Source organism: Bosea sp. F3-2 (genome assembly GCF_008253865.1).
Classification (GTDB): domain Bacteria; phylum Pseudomonadota; class Alphaproteobacteria; order Rhizobiales; family Beijerinckiaceae; genus Allobosea.
On the sequence record NZ_CP042331.1, the window covers coordinates 4,313,899 to 4,331,724 of the forward strand.

The window sequence follows — 17,826 nt, forward strand, 5'->3', positions numbered from 1 at the left end:
GCAGAATGAGCAACGCCCGTGCCAAAAGAAAAGCCCCGGCCGTGAGGCCGGGGCTCGTCCGCTCCCGTTAGGAGCTTTTCGTTCTCACTCGCGGTTGCCGAGCAGCGAGAGCAGGAACTGGAACATGTTGATGAAGTTCAGGTAGAGCGACAGCGCGCCGTTCACCGAGAGCTTCGCAGCCTCTTCCGGGCCAAGGTCGGAGGAGAGATACATCTCCTTCAGGCGCTGGGTATCCCAGGCGGTCAGGCCCGCGAAGATCAGCACGCCGATCACCGAGATGGCGAAGCCGAGGGCGCCCGAAGCCAGGAAGATGTTCACGACCGAGGCCAGGATCAGGCCGATCAGGCCCATGACCAGGAACGAGCCGATGCCGGATAGCGACTTGGTGGTGGTGTAGCCGTAGAGGCTGAGGCCACCGAAAGCCGCCGCGGTGATGAAGAAGACCTGCACCACCGACGCGCCGGTGTAGCGGATCAGGATCGTCGAGAGCGAGACGCCCATCACCGCCGCGAAGGCGAAGAACATCGTCCGGGCGGACGAGGCGGACATTTTGTCAGCACGGAACGAGAAGAAGAAGATGAAGGCCAGCGGCGCCAGCGCGACCACCCACATCAGCGGCGTGCCGTAAAGCAGCTGGCCGAAGGAGGTGAGGTAGGTGTTGCCGATCTTGGCGACGGCGCCGGCCTGGTCCGTGACGGCGAGCTTGTTGATGCCCAGCGCGAACAGCGCCGAGATCGCCAGGCCAATCACCATGTTGTTGTAGACGCCGAGCATGAACGAGCGCAGGCCCTGATCCATCTCGACGGCGCTGGTCTGCTGTGCGCGGCCGGCACCCCAGACTGGAGCATTGCGGTCGAAGTTGCTCATTAAGTGAGTTTCCCCTGACGTAGTTTCGGACGACGGAAGGCACGCGAGCGCCAGCCGTCCTCGCGCACGATCGTCGCGATGAGGGGAATATGAGGGGCTTTGCGGGTTCTTACAAGGCCCAGCCATGGTTAGGGCCGGCGGGCGATAGAAGTTCGGCACTGCACCAATGCAGAATTACAGGATTTTAATGTCTATCATGAGTCGTTCTCAGATAGTCATCATAAATTCCTGAGATGAGAAGCTGGCGCTTTCCCGAGTATTTTTATCGTACCGACGAGCCCGAACAGGACGGTGACACTGATAGCTGCAGTCGCAGCCAGTATCGCGCCGGTCGGATCACTGACGAATTCGATCCGCATCACTTGGGTGACGATGCCCCAGCCCGCCGCTGTACCCGCGACAACGCCGAATACGGCCGCGACGAGACCGATCGCCGCGTATTCAAGGGCGTACGACGAAAGTATGAAGCGGCGGGTTGCGCCGAGGGTCTTCAGGATCATCGCGTCATAGAGCCGCGCCCTCTGTCCGGCGGCGAGCGCGCCGCCCAGCACCAGCAGGCTCGCGGCGATGGCGAGGCCGGAGGCGCCGCGGATCGCCATGGCCAGTTGGGCGACGATGGTGTTGACCGCTTCGAGCGCATCCTTGACCCGCACGGCCGTGACGGCGGGGAAATCGAGCGCGAGGCGGCGGATCAGCGCCGCATCGGTCACGCCCTTGCCGTCGGGGCTCGTCGCGACGGTGGCGAGATTGGTGTGCGGCGCGCCGGCGAAGGTGTTGGGCGAGAACACCATGACGAAATTGATGCCGAAGGAGCGCCAGTCGACCGTGCGGAGATTGGCGACGCGGGCAGTGAGGTTGCGGCCGAGCACATTGACGGTGAGCTTGTCGCCGATCTTCAGGCCGATGCCGGCGGCGTTCTGGGCATCGAAGGAGACCAGCGGCTCGCCGCGATAGTCGGCCGGCCACCATGCGCCGGCGGAGACGCGCGAGCCTTCGGGAAGCGTCGCCGCATAGGTGATGCCGCGGTCGCCATCGAGCACCCAGGCGGATTGTTCGCTCGCCTTGATGTCCTCGGCGCGGGTCTCGTTCACGGCGACGATGCGGCCGCGCATCATCGGCACGCGCTCGGTCTTCGCGCCGGGACGCTGCTCGGCGAGGAAGGCGTCGAAACGGCCGGAATCGCGGCTGGGGATGTCAAGGAAGAAGAAGCTCGGCGCCTTGTCGGGCAGGGCGCCGGTGAGCTGCCGGGTCAGGCTGACATCGATGAAGGAGAGGGCTGAGAGCAGCGCGACGCCCAATCCGAGCGAGAGCACGAGCGAGGGCGTCAGCGCGCCCGGCCTGTGGCTGTTGGCGAGCGCCATCCGCAGGGCCGGGCGGCGCGGGCGCGGGATGCGGCGGGCGAGCGCCATCAAACCGAGCGAAACCGCGCGCAGCAGGACGAAGACGCCGAACATCACGCCGATATAGATCAGCGCGATCCGGCGGTCATAGGCGAAGCCGATGGCGACGCCGGCGAGCCCGGCCAGCGCAAGCGCGCAGAGGATGAGATAGATCGCGCGCGGGCGGCGCGGATCAGGCTCGATCCGGTCGCGGAAAAGGGCCGAGACCGGGGTGTCATGGGCCCGACCGAGCGGGATGATAGCGAAGACGAGCGCGGTCAGCAGCCCGTAGAGCGCGGCGATGGCGAGTTCGCCCGGTGCCAAGGTCGGCTCGAACGGCACGGGCAAGATGCTCTGGACGACGGCGCCGAGGCCGAAGGGGGCGGCGGCGCCGAGCACGAGGCCGATCGCCGTGCCGATGGCAGCGACGAGCATCACCTCGGTCAGGTGGATCGCGACGACGCGGCCGCCGCTGGCGCCGACCGCCTTCATCGTGGCGAAATCGAGCTTCTTGGCCTCGACGAAGCGGCGCACCGCATTGGCGACGCCGACTCCGCCGACCAGCAGGGCGGTGAGGCCGACGAGGGTGAGGAACTGGGTGAAGCGTTCGAGATTGCGCTGGAAGCTCGGCGCGGCATTGGCGCGGGAACGGATCTCCCAGCCCGCCTCGCGCTGCTCGCTGCCGACAGCCGCGATCAGCTTGTCCAGATCGGCATCGCTGGAGGCGGTCGGCGGAAGCTGCAGGCGATAGGTCCAGCGGATCAGGCTGCCGGGCTGAATCAGGCCGGTGGCACGCAATGCCTCCTGCGAGATCAGAAGGCGCGGGCCGAAGCCGACGCCGGCGGCGATCTTGTCGGGCTCGGAAACCAGATTGGCGCGCAGCTGGATCTTGGCGCCGCCGACCGAGACGATGTCGCCGGGTTTGAGGTCGAGCCGGCCGAACAGTACGGGGTCGGCGACTGCGCCATAAGTGCCGTCGCGCTGTTCCAGCAGGTTGGGCAGTGGGCGTTGCGGGTCGGTCTCGACTGTGCCGATGCCCGGATAGGTCGAGTCGACCGCCTTGATCTCGACGAGGGCCGCGCCCTTTTCGCCGGCACTGGCCATGCCGCGCATCGTCGCGATGCTGGAGAGGGTGCCCCGGGCCGTCAGGAAGGCGAGCTCCTGCGGCGTCGCCTCGCGGTGGATCAGGCTGAAGGCGGCATCGCCGCCGAGGATGCGCCGCCCTTCGCGGGCGAGGCCCTCGGTCAGCCCGCGCGAGGCGGAGGCGACGGCTGCGATGGTCATGACGCCGAGCGCGAGGCAGGCGATGAAGATGCCGAAGCCGCGCAGACCCGCACGCAGGTCGCGGATGGCAAGGCGCAGGACGAGGCCGATGCCGAGGGAGCGGGAGGCGGGATTCTGGGGCGGTTTGACGGGGGCGTGCATCGTCAGGCGACCGCCATTGCGTGCTCGGCCTCGATCACGCCGGAGCGCAGGCGGACCGTGCGCTCGCAGAGCGCGGCGAGCGAAAGGTCGTGAGTGACGAGCACCAAGGTGGCGCCGCGCTCGCGCTTCAGCGCGAAGATCAGGTCGACGATGGCGCGGCCGGTCGATTCGTCGAGATTGCCGGTCGGCTCGTCAGCGACGAGGATCGCCGGATCGGGCGCGACGGCGCGCGCGATGGCGACGCGCTGCTGCTCGCCGCCGGAAAGCTGGGCCGGGTAATGGTCCATGCGGTGGCCGAGGCCGACATTGCGCAGCTCAGCTTCGGCGCGGGCGAAGGCGTCGGGGTGGCCAGCGAGCTCCAGCGGCAGCGCAACGTTCTCGCGCGCCGTCATGGTCGGCACGAGGTGGAAGGACTGGAAGACGATGCCGATATGCTTGCCGCGGAAGACGGCGAGCCCGTCCTCGTCGAGGGCGCCGAGATCCTGCCCGGCCACGCGGACGAGGCCCGAATCAGGGCGTTCCAGCCCGGCCATGGTCATCAGCAGGGTCGACTTGCCGGAGCCCGAGGGGCCGACGAGGCCAGTCGCCTCGCCATCGGCCAGCGACACCGAGACGCCCTTGAGGATATGGACGCGGGCGGCGCCACGCCCCAAACTCAGGTGGACATCCTGCAACTCGATCGCCGGGGCGGCCTTCTCGCTCATCACGCCATGATCCTGACTTCGCTATCCATCGCCTTCCCCGCTGGCACCGGATCACGCCCCGAGCGGGGCGGGATCGCGGCGCGGCGCGGTCTGCGGCCATATGGGCGCGGATTCGCGCTTCTCCAATCGGCTGCGGCGTTTTTCGTCGCGGCCATGCTGCTCTTCATCGGTTTCAGTGACATGGCCAGCGCCCAGACCGCCAGTTCCGGTTCAACTGCAGCGAGGCCGTTGAAGCTCGTCGCCTTCGGCGATTCGCTGTCGGCGGGCTACAATCTGCCGGGCAGCGCCGCCTTTCCGGCTGTGCTGGAGCAGGCTTTGCGCCAGAAGGGCGTCGCTGTCGAAATCGTGAACGCCGGCGTCTCCGGCGATACGACGCAAGGGGGGCTGGAACGGCTCGACTGGTCGGTGCCGGACGGTGCCGACGGCGTCATCCTCGAACTCGGTGCCAATGACGCGCTGCGTGGCGTCGACCCGGCGCAGACGCGCCAGGCGCTGGAAGCGATGATCGCGCGGCTGAAGGAGCGGAAGATCCCGGTGATGCTCGCGGGCATGTATGCGCCGCGCAATCTCGGCGAGGACTATGCGAAACGTTTCGATGCGATCTATCGTGAGCTTGCGGAAAAGCACGGGCTGGTGCTTTACCCATTCTTCCTGGAGGGCATCGCGGGCGATCGCGCGCTGAACCAGGCGGATGGGCTCCACCCCACGGCCGAGGGCGTCAGCGTCATCGTCCGCAACATCCTGCCGACGGTCGAGCGCTTCATCGCCACCTTGCCTGCCAGGTCCTGATCCGTCCGCGGGTTCTCCGCGCGGCGAATCCCCGATTCTTGCATCGCCGCTCGCCGGCCCCGCTTCCGGAGTTGCTTCGCCATGGAATATCGTCGCCTCGGGCGCACCGATCTCAAGGTCTCGGTGATCTGCTTGGGAACCATGACCTGGGGAGAGCAGAACACGGAGGCCGAAGGCCACGCCCAGATGGACTATGCCGTCGAGCAGGGCATCAATTTCTTCGACACCGCCGAGCTTTACGCGATCCCGCCGAAGCCGGAGACGCAAGGTTCGACCGAGCGGATCATCGGCAACTGGTTCAAGGCCCGCGGCAACCGCGACAAGATCATCCTCGCTTCCAAGGTCTGCGGACGCGGCGGCAACACCTGGTTCCGCGACGACGCCAGCCCGACGCGGCTGACGCGCAAGCAGATCTTCGAGGCGATCGACAAGAGCCTGCAGCGGCTGCAGACCGACTATATCGACCTCTATCAATTGCATTTCCCGGAGCGGCCGATGCCCTGGGGTTCGAATCCCACGCGCTTTTCGCAGGCTGCCTATGAGAAGCCGGCCGACGAGATCTCGATCCCCGAGCAGCTCGATGCCTTCGCCGAGCTGGTGAAGGCCGGCAAGATCCGCCATCTCGGCCTCTCCAATGAGAGCGCCTGGGGCACGATGCGCTTCGTCGCTGATTCGGAGATGCGCGGCACGCCGCGCGTGCAGTCGATCCAGAACGCCTACAATCTGCTCAACCGCACCTTCGAGACGGCGCTTGCCGAGGTCGCGCTGCGCGAGGATGTCGGCCTGCTCGCCTATTCGCCGCTGGCGCAGGGCTATCTTACCGGCAAATATCTCGACGGCGCTCGTCCGGCGGGAGCGCGCACGACGCTGTTCGATCGCGGCCAGCGCTATGAGGGCGCCGGTGCCGAGGCTGCGATCAAGCGCTACATCGCGCTCGCCCGGGAGGTCGGGCTCGATCCGGCGCAGATGGCGCTCGCCTTCGTCAACAGCCGCTCCTTCGTGACCGCCAACATCATCGGCGCGACCTCAATGGAGCAGCTCAGGACCGATATCGCCTCGATCGACATCAAGCTTTCACCTGAGATCGAGGCGAAGATCGACGCGATCCACCAGCTCGTCGGCAATCCCTGCCCCTGAAAAACCACGTCATTCTCGGGCGCTGCGTAGCAGTGACCCGAGAATCTCGTCGATGAGATGCTCGGGTCAAGCCCGAGCATGACGGCGCATGCCGGGCATCGCATAGGGGAAAAACGGTTCCCTTGAGCCGGCTTCCCGCATACCGTCTCTCCAGAGTCACAATTGCTTGGCAAGGGATTCACTCATGCCGAGGCTTTTCATCGCTCTGGAAATTCCCGCCGAGGTTGCAAGTGCGCTGACGCTGCATCGTGGCGGCCTGTCGGGTGCCCGCTGGATCGAGCCGTCCGACTACCACATCACCCTGCGCTTCCTCGGCGACGTCGACCGGCGCATGGCGAACGACGTCGATCACATGCTGTCCGATCTCAGCGCCTACCCCTTCGAGGTGACGCTCGATGCGCTCGGCAGCTTCGGCGGCGACAAGCCGCGTGCCGTCTTCGCCCGGGCGACGCCGACGAAGGCGTTGACCGATCTGCAAGGCGATATCGAGCGGCAGATGCGCCGCATCGGCCTGCCGGCGGAGGGCCGCAAGTTCGTGCCGCATGTCACGCTGGCGCGCCTGCGGGACACCATGCCGACCGAGGTCGCGCATTATCTCAGCCTGCATCCGATCGTCCGGCCGATCAGTTTCACGGCGCGCCGCGTCGCGCTGATGTCGTCGCGCGATTCGATTGGCGGCGGGCCCTATGTGCTGGAGGCCGCTTATCCGCTCGGCCCGGCCTACCCGAATCGCCTGTCGCGGGAGGTTCGCCGATGACCCGACCGAAGCGGCTTTCTCCAGAGGCGCAGGCCGAGGCGCTGGCGACGCTGACCGGCTGGAAACTGGTGCAGGGGCGCGAGGCGATCACCCGGCGCTTCGTCTTCCGCGACTTCAGCGAGGCTTTCGGCTGGATGACGCGGGTCGCCCTGCTCGCCGAGGCGATGAACCACCATCCCGAATGGTCGAACGTCTACCGGACGGTGGAGGTGACGCTCGCCACCCATGACGCCGGTGGATTGACGGAGTTTGATGTCAAGTTGGCTCGCGCGATCGACGCGTTGGTAAGCTGAATTTTCGTCGCGTCATGCTCGGGCTTGACCCGAGCATCTCGGAAACCACAGCACTCTGGTCATGAGATTCTCGGGTCTGCGCTTCGCTCCGCCCGAGAATGACGCGCGATCAAGCCGATTTTTCCCAGCCACATGCCTTTAGCGCCGCCACCATATGCGGCGGAGGCGGCGCCTCGACCTGGATTGGCTCGCGCTTGCGGTAGAGCGGCACGGTGATGGCGCGAGCGTGCAGCTGGAGACCGGGCCCACCCTCGCGCGGGGCGGTGCCATAGATTTCGTCGCCGAGCATCGGCCAGCCGGAGGCCTGGCAGTGGACGCGCAGCTGATGCGTGCGGCCGGTCAGCGGCTCCATGGCGAGCCAGGCGAGCGGGCCGGTCTCGTCCCGACCGCGTCCGAGCACGCGATAGCGGGTCTGCGAGGGCAAGCCGCCCGGGTCGACCTTCATCCACCAGCCGCGCTCGGGCGAGCGGCGTGCCAGCGGCAGATCGATCAAGCCTTCGTCCTGCGCGGGTTCACCCTGAACGATCGCCCAATAGGTCTTGCCGATCCGGCCATCGCGAAACATCTGGTTGAGCTCGGCCATGGCGCGTGGGTGCCGGCCGAGGATGAGGCAGCCGGAGGTGTCCTTGTCGAGCCGGTGCGCCGCCTCCGGCCGGCGGGGCAGGCCGAAGCGCAGCGCATCGAGATAGTCGGTGAGGACCGGCATCTCGCGCCGCTTGGCCTGCGGGCCGCGATGGACGGGCAGGCCGGCAGGCTTGTCGATGACGAGCATCATGGCGTCGCGGTAGAGCAGCGGCACCGGCAGCTCGGCGTCGATTTGCCCCGGTGCTTGCGAATTTTCTGGTCGGTCCGGCTGAGCCATGGCATTGCGCTAGCGAAGCCGGGCCTTGGGCGCAACCCAACCAAGGCGTCCGGCTGATGACAGGATGGCAATGAGCGAGACCGAACCGAAGAAACGCGGCTTCTTTTCGAGGCTGTTCGGGCGCGAGGAAGAGCCGGGCAAGCCGGCGCCGGCACCCGAGCAGGCGGCTGAGCCCCTTGAGGAGCTGAAGCCGGAAGCCGAAGAGGTCGTTGCGCCGTCGGTTGCAGAGGCGGAAGCGCCTGCTGTTGAAACCCCCGTTCCCGAGCCCGTGGCGCCACCCGCGCCGGCTGAAAGCGTTGTGCCGCCGGTCGAGCCGGAACCGGAAGCCGAGATCGCCGTCGCGCCGCAGCCTGCGCCCGTTGTGGCTCCGGAGCCTGTTTCCACCCCGGCCCCGCAGCCGAAGCGGAGCTGGTGGCGCCGTCTGACGGATGGGCTTTCGCGCACCTCCTCGGCGCTGACGACCGGGATCACCGACCTCTTCACCAAGCGCAAGCTCGATGCCGGCACGCTCGAGGATCTCGAGGACATCCTGATCCAGGCCGATCTCGGCCTCGCCACCTCGGCCAGGATCGCCAAGGCCGTCGGCGACGGGCGCTACGACAAGCAGATCGAGCCGGCCGAGGTGAAGGCGATCCTGGCGCGCGAGGTCGAGACCATCCTCGTTCCGGTGGCGCATCCGCTGGTGATCGACGCCACGAAAAAGCCGTTCGTGCTGCTGATGGTCGGAGTCAATGGCTCCGGCAAGACCACGACGATCGGCAAGCTCGCGGCGAAATTCCGCGCCGAGGGCAAATCGGTGATGCTCGCCGCCGGCGATACCTTCCGTGCCGCCGCGATCGAGCAGTTGCGCGTCTGGGGTGAGCGCACCGGCGCCGAGGTTGTCTTCGGCCAGCAGGGCGCCGATGCCGCGGGCCTCGCCTTCGAGGCGTTGCAGAAGGCCAAGGCCAACGGCACGGATGTGCTCCTCGTCGACACGGCCGGACGGCTGCAGAACAAGCAGGGGCTGATGGACGAGCTCGCCAAGGTGGTTCGCGTCATCCGCAAGCAGGACCCGAGCGCGCCGCATGCGGCGCTGCTGGTGCTTGACGCGACCGTCGGCCAGAACGCGATTTCGCAGGTCGAGGCCTTCCAGGAGACGGCGGGGGTGACCGGGCTGGTGATGACCAAGCTCGACGGCACGGCGCGCGGCGGCATTCTGGTGGCGCTGGCGGCGCAGTTTGGCCTGCCGGTGCATTTCATCGGCGTCGGCGAGAGTGTCGAGGATCTGGAACCGTTCTCGGCGCGCGACTTCGCCCGCGCCGTGGCGGGGTTGGGAGAGGCGGCGTGAGCGAGATGACACAGCAGGTGCCCGTCGAGGCGGCCAAGGGCAAGACGGTCAACCCCTTGCTCAAGCTGGCGCTGGAATTCGGGCCGCTTGCGATCTTCTTCTTCGCGAATTCCTATGGCGACCGGCTGTTCCATGTCGCCGAGGACCGGCGCATCTTCGTCGCGACCGGCATCTTCATCGTGGCCTCGCTGGTGGCGCTGGCGCTGTCGCGGGTGCTGATGGGCTATCTGCCGCGCATGGCGATCGTGAACGCCATCGTCGTCACCGTCTTCGGCGGGCTGACGCTGGCGCTGGACGATGCCTTCTTCATCAAGGTCAAGCCGACCATCGTGAATGCGCTGTTCGGTTCGGTGCTGCTCGGCGGGCTCTTTTTCGGCCGGTCGCTGCTCTCGCTGGTGCTGGAGACGGTGCTGCAGCTCGATGAGGAAGGCTGGCGCAAGCTGACTTTCCGCTGGGGGCTGTTCTTCTTCGTGCTGGCGGCGCTGAACGAGGTGGTCTGGCGCACGCAGACGCAGGATTTCTGGGTCGCCTTCAAGGTCTGGGGCGTGATGCCGCTGACGATGGCCTTCGCTCTGGCGCAGACGCCGCTCATCCTGAAGCACGAGATCAAGCCGGCGAAGATCGACGAGTAAGGTCGAGCCAGCCTCCATGCGATCATCCCGGACAAGCGACCCTCGGGTCCGACCTTCGGTCGGCCCAAGGATAAACTCCGCCGCGCCGATCCGGGATCCATCATAGGGCGCAACGCTTTACGACGAACTCCGGGTCTGCGCTTGGCTTGCCCGGAATGACGACCCTCGGCTGACACTTGCCATTTGGCATCATTGCTTCCATTTTATGCCAAATGGAGAACGATGCCATGGCAGCCCTGCTGCGCGTCGAGACGGCCCAGCGCGACTTCGTCCCCGATCCGATCACGGACGAGGAGGCGGCCGCGATGTTCCGTGCCGCCGTGAATCTGTTCCGGCTCTGGCGCGTCACCGACGAGGAAGCGGCGGTGCTGATCGACTTGCCGGTCCGGAGCTATCGGCGCTGGAAAGCCGGGGACATCGGCCGGATCTCGCGCGACGGCAAGGCGCGGCTCTCCAACCTGATGGGGATCCACAAGGCGCTCCGGCTGATTTTCACCGAGCCGCAGCGCGGCTATGACTGGATCAAGCGCCCCAACAGCGATTTCGGCGGCAAATCGGCGCTTGATATCATGCTTGGCGGCGAGCTCACCGACCTGATGCGGGTGCGCCGCCTGCTCGATGCCGAGCGGGGCGCCTGGTGATCGATCCGGCGAGCCTGCCGGTCGCAGAGGTCGAATGGCGCGGTGCGGTGCGGATCATCCGCAGCATCTTTCCGCCGATCGACCTGTTCGAAGATATCGCTGATCCCGCCGACTGGCCGCTCCTGATCGCCGCCGAGCAGAAGACCAATCCGCGGCTGATGGAGACGATCGGCAATCTCGATCTGGTGCCGCCCGACCGGCGCATATCGGGGCCCGGCGCGACCTGGCTGATGGCGCCCTTCACCCATGTCAGCCCCGACCGGCCGAGCCGCTTCAGCGATGGCGGCTTCGGCGTGCTCTATGCCGGCGATCGTTTCGAGGTGGCGTTGCTCGAAACGATCCATCACCACGCCCGTTTCATGCTGGCCACAGTGCAGCCGCCGGGCTGGACCTCGCAATTCCGGGAGATCGTCCTGGAGATCGACGCTGCGCTGCATGATGTTCGGGCGCTCGGGGCCGAAGCCTCCCCGCTGCTCGACCCGGCCGACTATGCCGCGAGCCAGGCGCTCGGCATCGGGTTGCGGGCGCTCGGCTCGGCAGGCGTCGTCTATCCCAGCGTGCGCTGCTCGGGCGGCGAATGCGCCGGGTTGTTCTATCCCGATGGCGCCAGCCATCCGGTGCAGGGACGACATCTCGACTATCACTGGAATGGCGAACGGGTGAACCTCTATCGGGACCGCAGTGCCGGCGAGGTCTACCGCATCGTCTGACAAGACAACGACGCGTCATTCCGGGACAGGCCGCAGGCCTGGGCCCGGAACCCATGAACACGACAGTGGTCGTAAAAAAGCGCGACCGGCGCCGGGCCTTCTCCAACAACTCCCGTGGTCATGGGTTCCGGGCTCGCCGCTGCGCGGCGCCCCGGAATGACGGCAGCGGCTCGGTGCTATTTCGGCGCGAGGCGGATGGCGCCGTCGAGGCGGATCGCAGTGCCGTTCAGCATGTCGTTCTCGATGATGCTGCGGGCGAGCGCGGCATATTCCGCTGGCCGGCCGAGGCGCGAGGGATGCGGCACGGAGACGGCGAGCGAGGCCTTGGCATCATCGGGGAGGCCGGCGAACATCGGCGTCTCGAACAGGCCGGGCATGATCGTGACGATACGGATGCCAACCGAAGCCAGGTCGCGGGCGATCGGCAAGGTCATGCCGACGACGCCGGCCTTTGAAGCGCCATAGGCCGCCTGGCCGATCTGGCCGTCCTCGGCCGCGACGGAGGCCGTGCAGATGATGACGCCGCGGCTGCCGTCGGGCGTGATTGGGTCGAGCCCGGCGAGCGCGACTGCCGACTTGGCGATGATGCGGAAGGTGCCGGTGAGGTTGATCGCGACCGCCTTCTCGAAGGTGGCGAGGTCGTGGGCGACGAGTTCGCCGGTGTCGCGCTTCTTCGAGACGACGCGGCGGCCGGGCGCGATGCCGGCGCAGTTGACGATGATGCGGGCGACGCCATGGGCGGCGCGGGCCTTGGCCAGGGCCTCGTCGACCGAGGCTTCACTGGTGACGTCGCAGAGGGCGAAGACGCCGCCGATCTCCTTCGCGATCGCTTCGCCGCGCTCGGCGTTGAGGTCAAGCAGTGCGACCTTGACGCCCTGATCCGCCAACATCCGCGCGGTCGCCTCGCCGAGGCCGGAAGCGCCGCCGGTGACGATGGCTGCAAGGGAAGAATCGAGTTTCATGGTGCGTTTCCCGTCCGTCTTGGTTCTGGAGCCGGTTTAGAGGGCGTTTCGTGCCGCTCCAAGCGGGTTTTCCGACCGGCCTCTTGTGCGGGATTGCGGCGGGGCCATCTTTCGACATGACGCTTCGATCGGGAGCGCGCGATCATCGGCGTCGTCAGGCGCCAAGGAGTGAGACAGGAATGAGCGAGGGGTTCAGCGCAAGCTTCAGCCGCGAGGAAATGGAGGCGATCCGCAAGAGCCTGCGCGACGAAGCGAAGTTCGGGGCCGATTTCACGGCCCGGCTCAAACGTGTCGCGAAACGCATTCCCTTTGCCGCGGATCTGCTGGCGGCCTGGTTCTGCGCGCGCGATCCGGCGACGCCGCGGCGCGTTCGGCTGACGCTGCTCGCCGCGCTCGGTTATTTCCTGCTGCCGGTGGATGCGATTCCCGACATCATGCCGCTCATCGGCTTCACCGACGATGCCGCGGTGATTGCAGCGGCGATCGCGGCGGTGGCCGGGTCGATCACACCGGAGCATCGCGAGCGGGCCAGGAAGGCGCTGGCCGAGCTTTAATCAGTCTCGCTCGGAAACAAGCCGTCATCCCGGACAAGCCGCGGCAGCGGCGCCGATCCGGGATCCATCGGAGGGTGCCGGCGCTTTACGATAGATCCCGGATCTGCGCGGAGTTTATCCTTGGGCCGATCGAAGATCGGACCCGAGGGCTACGTCCGGGATGACGGCGGTGGTTTCATCAAGGCATCAGCGAAGCTCGAACCGTCACAGGGTCAGGACGATCTTGCCCTTGGCCTTGCGGTCGCCGATCAGCGCATAGGCCTCGGTCCAGCGCTCCAGCGGGAAGGTCGCATGGACATGGGCGCGGATATGGCCGCCTGCCGCCCATTCCAGCAGGCGTTCCATGTTGCGCCGATGCGCGGCCGGATCGCGCGCGACGAACTCGCCCCAGAACACGCCGCGCAGGTCGCAGCCCTTCAGCAGAAGCAGGTTGAGCGGGATCTTCGGGATCTCGCCGCCGGCGAAGCCGACGACGAGGTAGCGCCCCTCCCAGGCCATCGACCGCAGGGACGGCTCGGCGAGCTCGCCGCCGACGGTGTCGTAGAGGACGTCGACGCCGCGCCCGCCGGTGAGCTTCTTCAACGCGGCGCGGATGTCGTTCTGCGCATAGTCGACCTCCTCCTGTGCCCCGTGCTCGCGGGCGAGCGCGAGCTTGTCGGGCGAGGAGGCACAGGCGATGACATGGGCGCCGAGCAACGCGCCGATCTCGACGGCGGCAAGCCCCGCCCCGCCGGAGGCGCCGAGGATCGCCAGCGTCTCGCCCGCTTTCAGATGCGCGCGCTGGATCAGCCCGTGCATTGCGGTGCCGTAGGTGACGAACAGGCTCGCGGCCTGAGCGTCGTCGAGCTTCTCCGGGACGCGCACCAGGGCTTCCGCCGGCACCGCGACCTTTTCGCGGGCGGCGCCAAAGCCCAGCCACGCCGCGACTCGCTCGCCGACCTGCCAGCCGATGACTCCCTCGCCGATGGCGGCGATGGTGCCGGCACATTCGGCCGATGGTGAGAAAGGGAAGGCCGGCTTGGTCTGATAGCGGCCGCGGATGATCAGCGTGTCGAAGAAATTGAGCGCAGCCGCCTTCACGGCGATGACGACCTCGCCGGGGCCCGGCATCGGCTCAGGCAGGTCGCGGATGACGAGTTCCTCGGCCGGTCCGAGATGTTCGCAGAGCAAGGCTTTCATCGTCGATCCATCATCGCCATCGCCTGCACGGGACTGTGCCATGACGATCCGACGGGCGGAACCGGCTAGCGGCGGCGCTATTCGCATTTTCGCCAGGATCGTGACACTCTATGCCGCCGTCCCGCGCGGTCTACTCCGTCAACAGGTGGTAAACGCGGTATTAAGTTTTTTAGTGACTGATGGCGGTCCATGATCAAGTCCTTCTTCCACACCCGCGACGCCGCATTTTCTCGCATTGCCGCCGCGCTCGGCCTGACGGCTGGATTGCTGGCTTTGGCCGGTCTGCCGGCCGCGGCCGCGCCGGCCAAGCCGAAGCCTGCCGCGACCGCCGCTGCCACGCCTGCCGCCAGCCCCGGACAGGGGCAGGCGATGCTGCTGGAGACGGCGGGCAAGTGGCAGGCCTTCTCCTCGCAGCAGGGCCGCTCCAAGGTCTGCTACGCGCTCGCCAAGGCGGAGAGCCGCTCGCCGGCGAATCTCAAGGATGTCGAGGGCATGCTCTTCGTCTCCAGCCGACCGGGCGAAGGTGTGCGCAACGAGATCAGCTTCGTGATGAATTTCGACGTCAAGGAAGGCGTCGAGCATCAGGCCGTCATCGGCAACGACCGCTTCGCGCTGGTCGCGAAGGGCCAGAACATGTGGCTGAAGAATCCGGCCGAGGAAACGCGCATGCTCGATTCGATGCGCCGCGGCTCCGGGCTGGAGATCAAGGCGATGTCGAAGCGCGGCAACGCCACCGCCGACAAGTACTCGCTCGCGGGCATCAGCCAGATCGTGAAGCGCGCCGAAGACGCCTGCAAGTAGGGGGCGCTGCATTCCAGGCTGTCATCCCGGGCTTGACCCGGGATCCATGCCAGAGCGCTTCCGGCAAAGGTTCAGGCATGGATCCCGGCTCTACGCTTCGCTGCGGCCGGGCTGACCCGCTTGGGAACGGATTTCCAGTTTTCGCGCAATTGTGCTAGGGAGCGGCGAAATCCCGCGCCTTCCCCGATGGGCGACGACAGAGCTCCGATGACCGTGTCCGTTTCCGCTCCCGCCGCTTCGGCGGCCGAAACCGTTTTGCGACGCCCCTCGCTGGTCGGGCGCACCCGCTCCGGCCTCGCTGAGGCGCTTGCCGAGATCGGCGTGCCCGAGAAGGAACGGCGCATGCGCGTCGGCCAGCTCTGGAACTGGATCTACCATTACGGCGTGCGCGAATTCGACGCGATGACGACGATCGGCAAGGGGCTGCGCGGTGAGCTCGCCGAGCATTTCACGCTCGACCTGCCGAGCGTCACGGCCGAGCAGGTCTCGACCGACGGCACGCGCAAATGGCTGATGCGCATGCCCTCGACCGGCCCGCACGACCGCGGCGCCGAGATCGAGTGCGTCTACATTCCCGAGGTCGACCGCGGCACGCTCTGCGTCTCCAGCCAGGTCGGCTGCACGCTGACCTGCACCTTCTGCCATACCGGCACGCAGCGCCTGGTGCGCAACCTCAAGACCGAGGAGATCGTCGCGCAGCTGATGGTGGCGCGCGACCGCCTTGGCGACTTTCCCAATCGCAAGCCGCCGGAAGGCGCCTTCGTGCCGAATGATGGCGGGCGCTTCGTCTCGAACATCGTCTTCATGGGCATGGGCGAGCCGCTCTACAATTTCGACGGCGTGCGCGATGCGATCGGCGTGATCACCGATGATCAGGGACTGTCGCTCGGGCGCCGGCGCATCACCGTCTCGACCTCGGGTGTCGTGCCGCAGATCGGCCCGCTCGGCGAGGAGATGGGCACGATGCTGGCGATCTCGCTGCATGCGGTGCGCGACGACCTGCGCAACGAGCTGGTGCCGCTCAACAAGAAATATCCGATCAAGGATCTGCTTGAGGCCTGCCGGAACTATCCGGGCCTGTCGAACGCGAAACGCATCACCTTTGAGTACGTGATGCTCAAGGGCGTGAACGATTCAGACGCCGAGGCGCGCGAGCTGGTGCGGCTGCTCAAGGGCATTCCGGCCAAGATCAACCTGATTCCGTTCAACCCCTGGCCCGGCACGAAATACGAGTGCTCGGACTGGGATCGGATCGAGCGCTTCTCCGAGATCGTCTTCCGCGCCGGCTATGCCTCGCCGGTCCGGACGCCGCGCGGGCGCGACATCCTCGCGGCCTGCGGCCAGCTCAAGAGCGAGACCGAGAAGCTCTCGGCCCGCGCCCGGCTGATGCTGGAGCAGGAAGAGGCGCAGGCCGCGCCGGCCGTCGCGGCGGAGTAAGCCTTGCTGCGCTGGATTCTGCTGATCCCCTTCGCCTGTCTCGTCGCGATGGGGGCGGGGCTGTTCTTCCTCGCCATGGCCAGTGTCGCCTCACCGGCAGTGGCGCTGCTGATCGGCGGCGGCATCGAGCGGCTCGTCGACATCCTGTTTGGGCTGGCCGAAAGCGGCATCGATCCGGCGCCGGCCGCGCAGGCGGCCTTCGGCCTGATCGGCCGGCTGGGGATGGCGATCATCGTCGCGCCGGTCGTGCTGGTCGCGGTCGGCAGCGAGCTGTTCCGGCTGCGCAGCGGCCTCATCCAAGCCGGATTGACCGGCGTCCTCGCAGCGCTGCTACCACTCGCCATGCTGAAGTTGTCGCGCGCGCCGAGCCATGCGGAGATCCAGATCATCTCCGGGCTCTTCCTGGTCGGCGCGGCGACCGGCTTCGTCTACTGGCTGATGGCCGGACGCGGCGCCGGCGGGGAGCGCACCGCGCCCGCCGCACCGCGTCAGTGAGCGGCGATCCAGAGCATGCCGCGTTTTCATGGAAACGCTGGTCATCCCGGCCGCAGCGAAGCGCAGAGCCGGGATCCATGCCCGAACCTTTGTCGGGAAGCGCTCTGGCATGGATCCCGGGTCAAGCCCGGGATGACGGCGTGGTTCCGCGTCAAATCAGCGGGCTTTAGAGCCCGAGCACCTTCCGCAGTTCCGCCTTGGCGGCAGCGAACTCGGTCTGGAATTCGGGCTGCTCCATGATCCGGGCGGCGATGACCGAGCCGGCGATCCGGCCGGCCTCGATATCCGAGCGGTAGTGAATCCCGCCGATCACGCGGTTCCAGCCATAGGCCCAAGCCCTGTCCATGATCTCGGTGCGCTTCTCCGGCACCATATTGGACAGCACGATGCCCATGATGGTTCCGACGGTGGTGTGGCCGGACGGATAGGCGCCGGAATTCGAAATCTTCACCACCGGCTTCACCAGCGGGCTCGCCTGATGCGGGCGCGGGCGCTTCCAGCTGTCCTTGGCCGGATCGACCACGGCGCCTTCGGTCGCGACGACGCGGTCGAAGAAGGCCGAGAAGACCGGCAGAGCTTCGGTCTTGAAGGCCGGGCCCATGACATCGGCGAAACGCCAGACGTCCTCGACGGCATCGGCCTGCGCCTGCGCTTCCATCTCGGCCGAGCGGGTGACCTGGATGGTGAGAACTTCGCCGATCTCAGCCTTGGTCTGAGCCGAGTCCTGAGCCGGCGGTGGCTTGAGGACGGCTCGCAGATCGATGGATGCGGCCGTGGCGAAGGGCTTGGCTTCTTCGGCCCGTAGCGGTGGGGCGGCGAGAGCGAGCAGGGTCAGGAAGGTGAGAGCGACAATGCGCATGGGAGCTGTCCTCAGT

General features: G+C 67.0%; 19 protein-coding genes. 12 read left to right on the forward strand and 7 right to left on the reverse strand.

All coding sequences use genetic code 11. The features are described 5' to 3' along the window. Positions 1-84: 84 nt before the first annotated feature. The 3 genes from FQV39_RS19875 to FQV39_RS19885 all read right to left on the reverse strand — a co-directional run bounded on the left by FQV39_RS19875 (position 85) and on the right by FQV39_RS19885 (position 4,375). Complete coding sequence (locus FQV39_RS19875; RefSeq protein WP_149131870.1) at positions 85-867, reverse strand: Bax inhibitor-1/YccA family protein; 783 nt, start codon at positions 865-867, stop codon at positions 85-87. Between the two features lie 218 nt (positions 868-1,085). After that, positions 1,086-3,671, reverse strand: coding sequence for an ABC transporter permease (locus tag FQV39_RS19880; RefSeq protein ID WP_149131871.1), 2,586 nt, complete (start codon positions 3,669-3,671; stop codon positions 1,086-1,088). Positions 3,672-3,673: 2 nt separating this feature from the next. Further along, positions 3,674-4,375 (reverse strand): ABC transporter ATP-binding protein, encoded by a 702-nt coding sequence (locus tag FQV39_RS19885; RefSeq protein WP_149131872.1) that lies wholly within the window; start codon positions 4,373-4,375, stop codon positions 3,674-3,676. A 180-nt stretch (positions 4,376-4,555) separates the two neighbouring features. On the opposite strand from FQV39_RS19885, the gene FQV39_RS19890 reads away from it, so the two are divergent. The 4 genes from FQV39_RS19890 (at position 4,556) to FQV39_RS19905 (ending at position 7,351) form a co-directional block, all read left to right on the forward strand. Next, positions 4,556-5,164 carry an arylesterase gene (locus FQV39_RS19890; RefSeq protein ID WP_248313439.1) on the forward strand — a complete coding sequence of 203 codons (609 nt, stop codon included), beginning with the start codon at positions 4,556-4,558 and terminating at the stop codon, positions 5,162-5,164. An 81-nt stretch (positions 5,165-5,245) separates the two neighbouring features. Continuing rightward, positions 5,246-6,301, forward strand: a complete 1,056-nt coding sequence (locus FQV39_RS19895; RefSeq protein ID WP_149131873.1) for an aldo/keto reductase — start codon at positions 5,246-5,248, stop codon at positions 6,299-6,301. A 184-nt stretch (positions 6,302-6,485) separates the two neighbouring features. Then, a complete protein-coding gene (thpR, locus tag FQV39_RS19900) occupies positions 6,486-7,058 on the forward strand; it encodes an RNA 2',3'-cyclic phosphodiesterase (RefSeq protein ID WP_149131874.1) in 573 nt (190 codons plus the stop codon). Then, entirely contained in the window at positions 7,055-7,351 is a 297-nt protein-coding gene (locus FQV39_RS19905) for a 4a-hydroxytetrahydrobiopterin dehydratase (RefSeq protein WP_149131875.1), read from the forward strand. The genes thpR and FQV39_RS19905 overlap by 4 nt, the downstream gene beginning before the upstream one ends. Before the next feature lie 109 nt (positions 7,352-7,460). On the opposite strand, the gene FQV39_RS19910 is transcribed toward FQV39_RS19905, so the two are convergent. Next, positions 7,461-8,126 (reverse strand): RluA family pseudouridine synthase, encoded by a 666-nt coding sequence (locus FQV39_RS19910; protein WP_248313440.1) that lies wholly within the window; start codon positions 8,124-8,126, stop codon positions 7,461-7,463. A gap of 157 nt (positions 8,127-8,283) precedes the next feature. On the opposite strand from FQV39_RS19910, the gene ftsY reads away from it, so the two are divergent. The 4 genes from ftsY to FQV39_RS19930 all read left to right on the forward strand — a co-directional run bounded on the left by ftsY (position 8,284) and on the right by FQV39_RS19930 (position 11,523). Next, positions 8,284-9,540: a signal recognition particle-docking protein FtsY gene (gene ftsY / locus FQV39_RS19915; protein WP_149131877.1), complete on the forward strand. Its 1,257-nt coding sequence runs from the start codon at positions 8,284-8,286 to the stop codon at positions 9,538-9,540. 5 nt (positions 9,541-9,545) lie between these two features. After that, positions 9,546-10,172: a septation protein A gene (locus FQV39_RS19920; protein ID WP_149133943.1), complete on the forward strand. Its 627-nt coding sequence runs from the start codon at positions 9,546-9,548 to the stop codon at positions 10,170-10,172. Between the two features lie 227 nt (positions 10,173-10,399). Continuing rightward, positions 10,400-10,813 (forward strand): MbcA/ParS/Xre antitoxin family protein, encoded by a 414-nt coding sequence (locus tag FQV39_RS19925; RefSeq protein ID WP_149131878.1) that lies wholly within the window; start codon positions 10,400-10,402, stop codon positions 10,811-10,813. Then, positions 10,810-11,523 (forward strand): RES family NAD+ phosphorylase, encoded by a 714-nt coding sequence (locus tag FQV39_RS19930; protein ID WP_149131879.1) that lies wholly within the window; start codon positions 10,810-10,812, stop codon positions 11,521-11,523. The genes FQV39_RS19925 and FQV39_RS19930 overlap by 4 nt, the downstream gene beginning before the upstream one ends. Positions 11,524-11,699: 176 nt before the next feature. Here FQV39_RS19930 and FQV39_RS19935 read toward each other — a convergent pair whose 3' ends face one another. Then, positions 11,700-12,485: an SDR family NAD(P)-dependent oxidoreductase gene (locus tag FQV39_RS19935; RefSeq protein WP_149131880.1), complete on the reverse strand. Its 786-nt coding sequence runs from the start codon at positions 12,483-12,485 to the stop codon at positions 11,700-11,702. A 218-nt stretch (positions 12,486-12,703) separates the two neighbouring features. Between FQV39_RS19935 and FQV39_RS19940 the strand changes: the two genes are divergently transcribed. Beyond that, entirely contained in the window at positions 12,704-13,039 is a 336-nt protein-coding gene (locus FQV39_RS19940) for a YkvA family protein (RefSeq protein ID WP_248313075.1), read from the forward strand. Between the two features lie 204 nt (positions 13,040-13,243). Here the strand turns inward: FQV39_RS19940 and FQV39_RS19945 are convergent, their stop codons facing one another. Then, entirely contained in the window at positions 13,244-14,218 is a 975-nt protein-coding gene (locus tag FQV39_RS19945; RefSeq protein WP_149131882.1) for an NADPH:quinone oxidoreductase family protein, read from the reverse strand. 189 nt (positions 14,219-14,407) lie between these two features. On the opposite strand from FQV39_RS19945, the gene FQV39_RS19950 reads away from it, so the two are divergent. The 3 genes from FQV39_RS19950 (at position 14,408) to FQV39_RS19960 (ending at position 16,951) form a co-directional block, all read left to right on the forward strand. Next, positions 14,408-15,019, forward strand: coding sequence for a hypothetical protein (locus FQV39_RS19950; protein WP_149131883.1), 612 nt, complete (start codon positions 14,408-14,410; stop codon positions 15,017-15,019). A gap of 207 nt (positions 15,020-15,226) precedes the next feature. Continuing rightward, on the forward strand, positions 15,227-16,456 hold the full coding sequence (gene rlmN / locus FQV39_RS19955; RefSeq protein ID WP_248313076.1) for a dual-specificity RNA methyltransferase RlmN: 1,230 nt from the start codon (positions 15,227-15,229) through the stop codon (positions 16,454-16,456). Between the two features lie 3 nt (positions 16,457-16,459). Beyond that, positions 16,460-16,951: a hypothetical protein gene (locus tag FQV39_RS19960; protein ID WP_149131885.1), complete on the forward strand. Its 492-nt coding sequence runs from the start codon at positions 16,460-16,462 to the stop codon at positions 16,949-16,951. Between the two features lie 166 nt (positions 16,952-17,117). Here the strand turns inward: FQV39_RS19960 and FQV39_RS19965 are convergent, their stop codons facing one another. Beyond that, positions 17,118-17,810: an acid phosphatase gene (locus tag FQV39_RS19965; protein ID WP_149131886.1), complete on the reverse strand. Its 693-nt coding sequence runs from the start codon at positions 17,808-17,810 to the stop codon at positions 17,118-17,120. Positions 17,811-17,826: the final 16 nt, after the last annotated feature.

What these genes read in the sequence shown, in the direction of transcription:
- FQV39_RS19875 (WP_149131870.1), bottom strand. Translation starts at nt 867, where the DNA reads ATGAGCAACTTCGACCGCAATGCTCCAGTCTGGGGTGCCGGCCGCGCA.
- FQV39_RS19880 (WP_149131871.1), bottom strand. Translation starts at nt 3,671, where the DNA reads ATGCACGCCCCCGTCAAACCGCCCCAGAATCCCGCCTCCCGCTCCCTC.
- FQV39_RS19885 (WP_149131872.1), bottom strand. Translation starts at nt 4,375, where the DNA reads ATGAGCGAGAAGGCCGCCCCGGCGATCGAGTTGCAGGATGTCCACCTG.
- FQV39_RS19890 (WP_248313439.1), top strand. Translation starts at nt 4,556, where the DNA reads ATGGCCAGCGCCCAGACCGCCAGTTCCGGTTCAACTGCAGCGAGGCCG.
- FQV39_RS19895 (WP_149131873.1), top strand. Translation starts at nt 5,246, where the DNA reads ATGGAATATCGTCGCCTCGGGCGCACCGATCTCAAGGTCTCGGTGATC.
- thpR (WP_149131874.1), top strand. Translation starts at nt 6,486, where the DNA reads ATGCCGAGGCTTTTCATCGCTCTGGAAATTCCCGCCGAGGTTGCAAGT.
- FQV39_RS19905 (WP_149131875.1), top strand. Translation starts at nt 7,055, where the DNA reads ATGACCCGACCGAAGCGGCTTTCTCCAGAGGCGCAGGCCGAGGCGCTG.
- FQV39_RS19910 (WP_248313440.1), bottom strand. Translation starts at nt 8,126, where the DNA reads ATGATGCTCGTCATCGACAAGCCTGCCGGCCTGCCCGTCCATCGCGGC.
- ftsY (WP_149131877.1), top strand. Translation starts at nt 8,284, where the DNA reads ATGAGCGAGACCGAACCGAAGAAACGCGGCTTCTTTTCGAGGCTGTTC.
- FQV39_RS19920 (WP_149133943.1), top strand. Translation starts at nt 9,546, where the DNA reads ATGACACAGCAGGTGCCCGTCGAGGCGGCCAAGGGCAAGACGGTCAAC.
- FQV39_RS19925 (WP_149131878.1), top strand. Translation starts at nt 10,400, where the DNA reads ATGGCAGCCCTGCTGCGCGTCGAGACGGCCCAGCGCGACTTCGTCCCC.
- FQV39_RS19935 (WP_149131880.1), bottom strand. Translation starts at nt 12,485, where the DNA reads ATGAAACTCGATTCTTCCCTTGCAGCCATCGTCACCGGCGGCGCTTCC.
- FQV39_RS19940 (WP_248313075.1), top strand. Translation starts at nt 12,704, where the DNA reads ATGGAGGCGATCCGCAAGAGCCTGCGCGACGAAGCGAAGTTCGGGGCC.
- FQV39_RS19945 (WP_149131882.1), bottom strand. Translation starts at nt 14,218, where the DNA reads ATGAAAGCCTTGCTCTGCGAACATCTCGGACCGGCCGAGGAACTCGTC.
- FQV39_RS19950 (WP_149131883.1), top strand. Translation starts at nt 14,408, where the DNA reads ATGATCAAGTCCTTCTTCCACACCCGCGACGCCGCATTTTCTCGCATT.
- rlmN (WP_248313076.1), top strand. Translation starts at nt 15,227, where the DNA reads ATGACCGTGTCCGTTTCCGCTCCCGCCGCTTCGGCGGCCGAAACCGTT.
- FQV39_RS19965 (WP_149131886.1), bottom strand. Translation starts at nt 17,810, where the DNA reads ATGCGCATTGTCGCTCTCACCTTCCTGACCCTGCTCGCTCTCGCCGCC.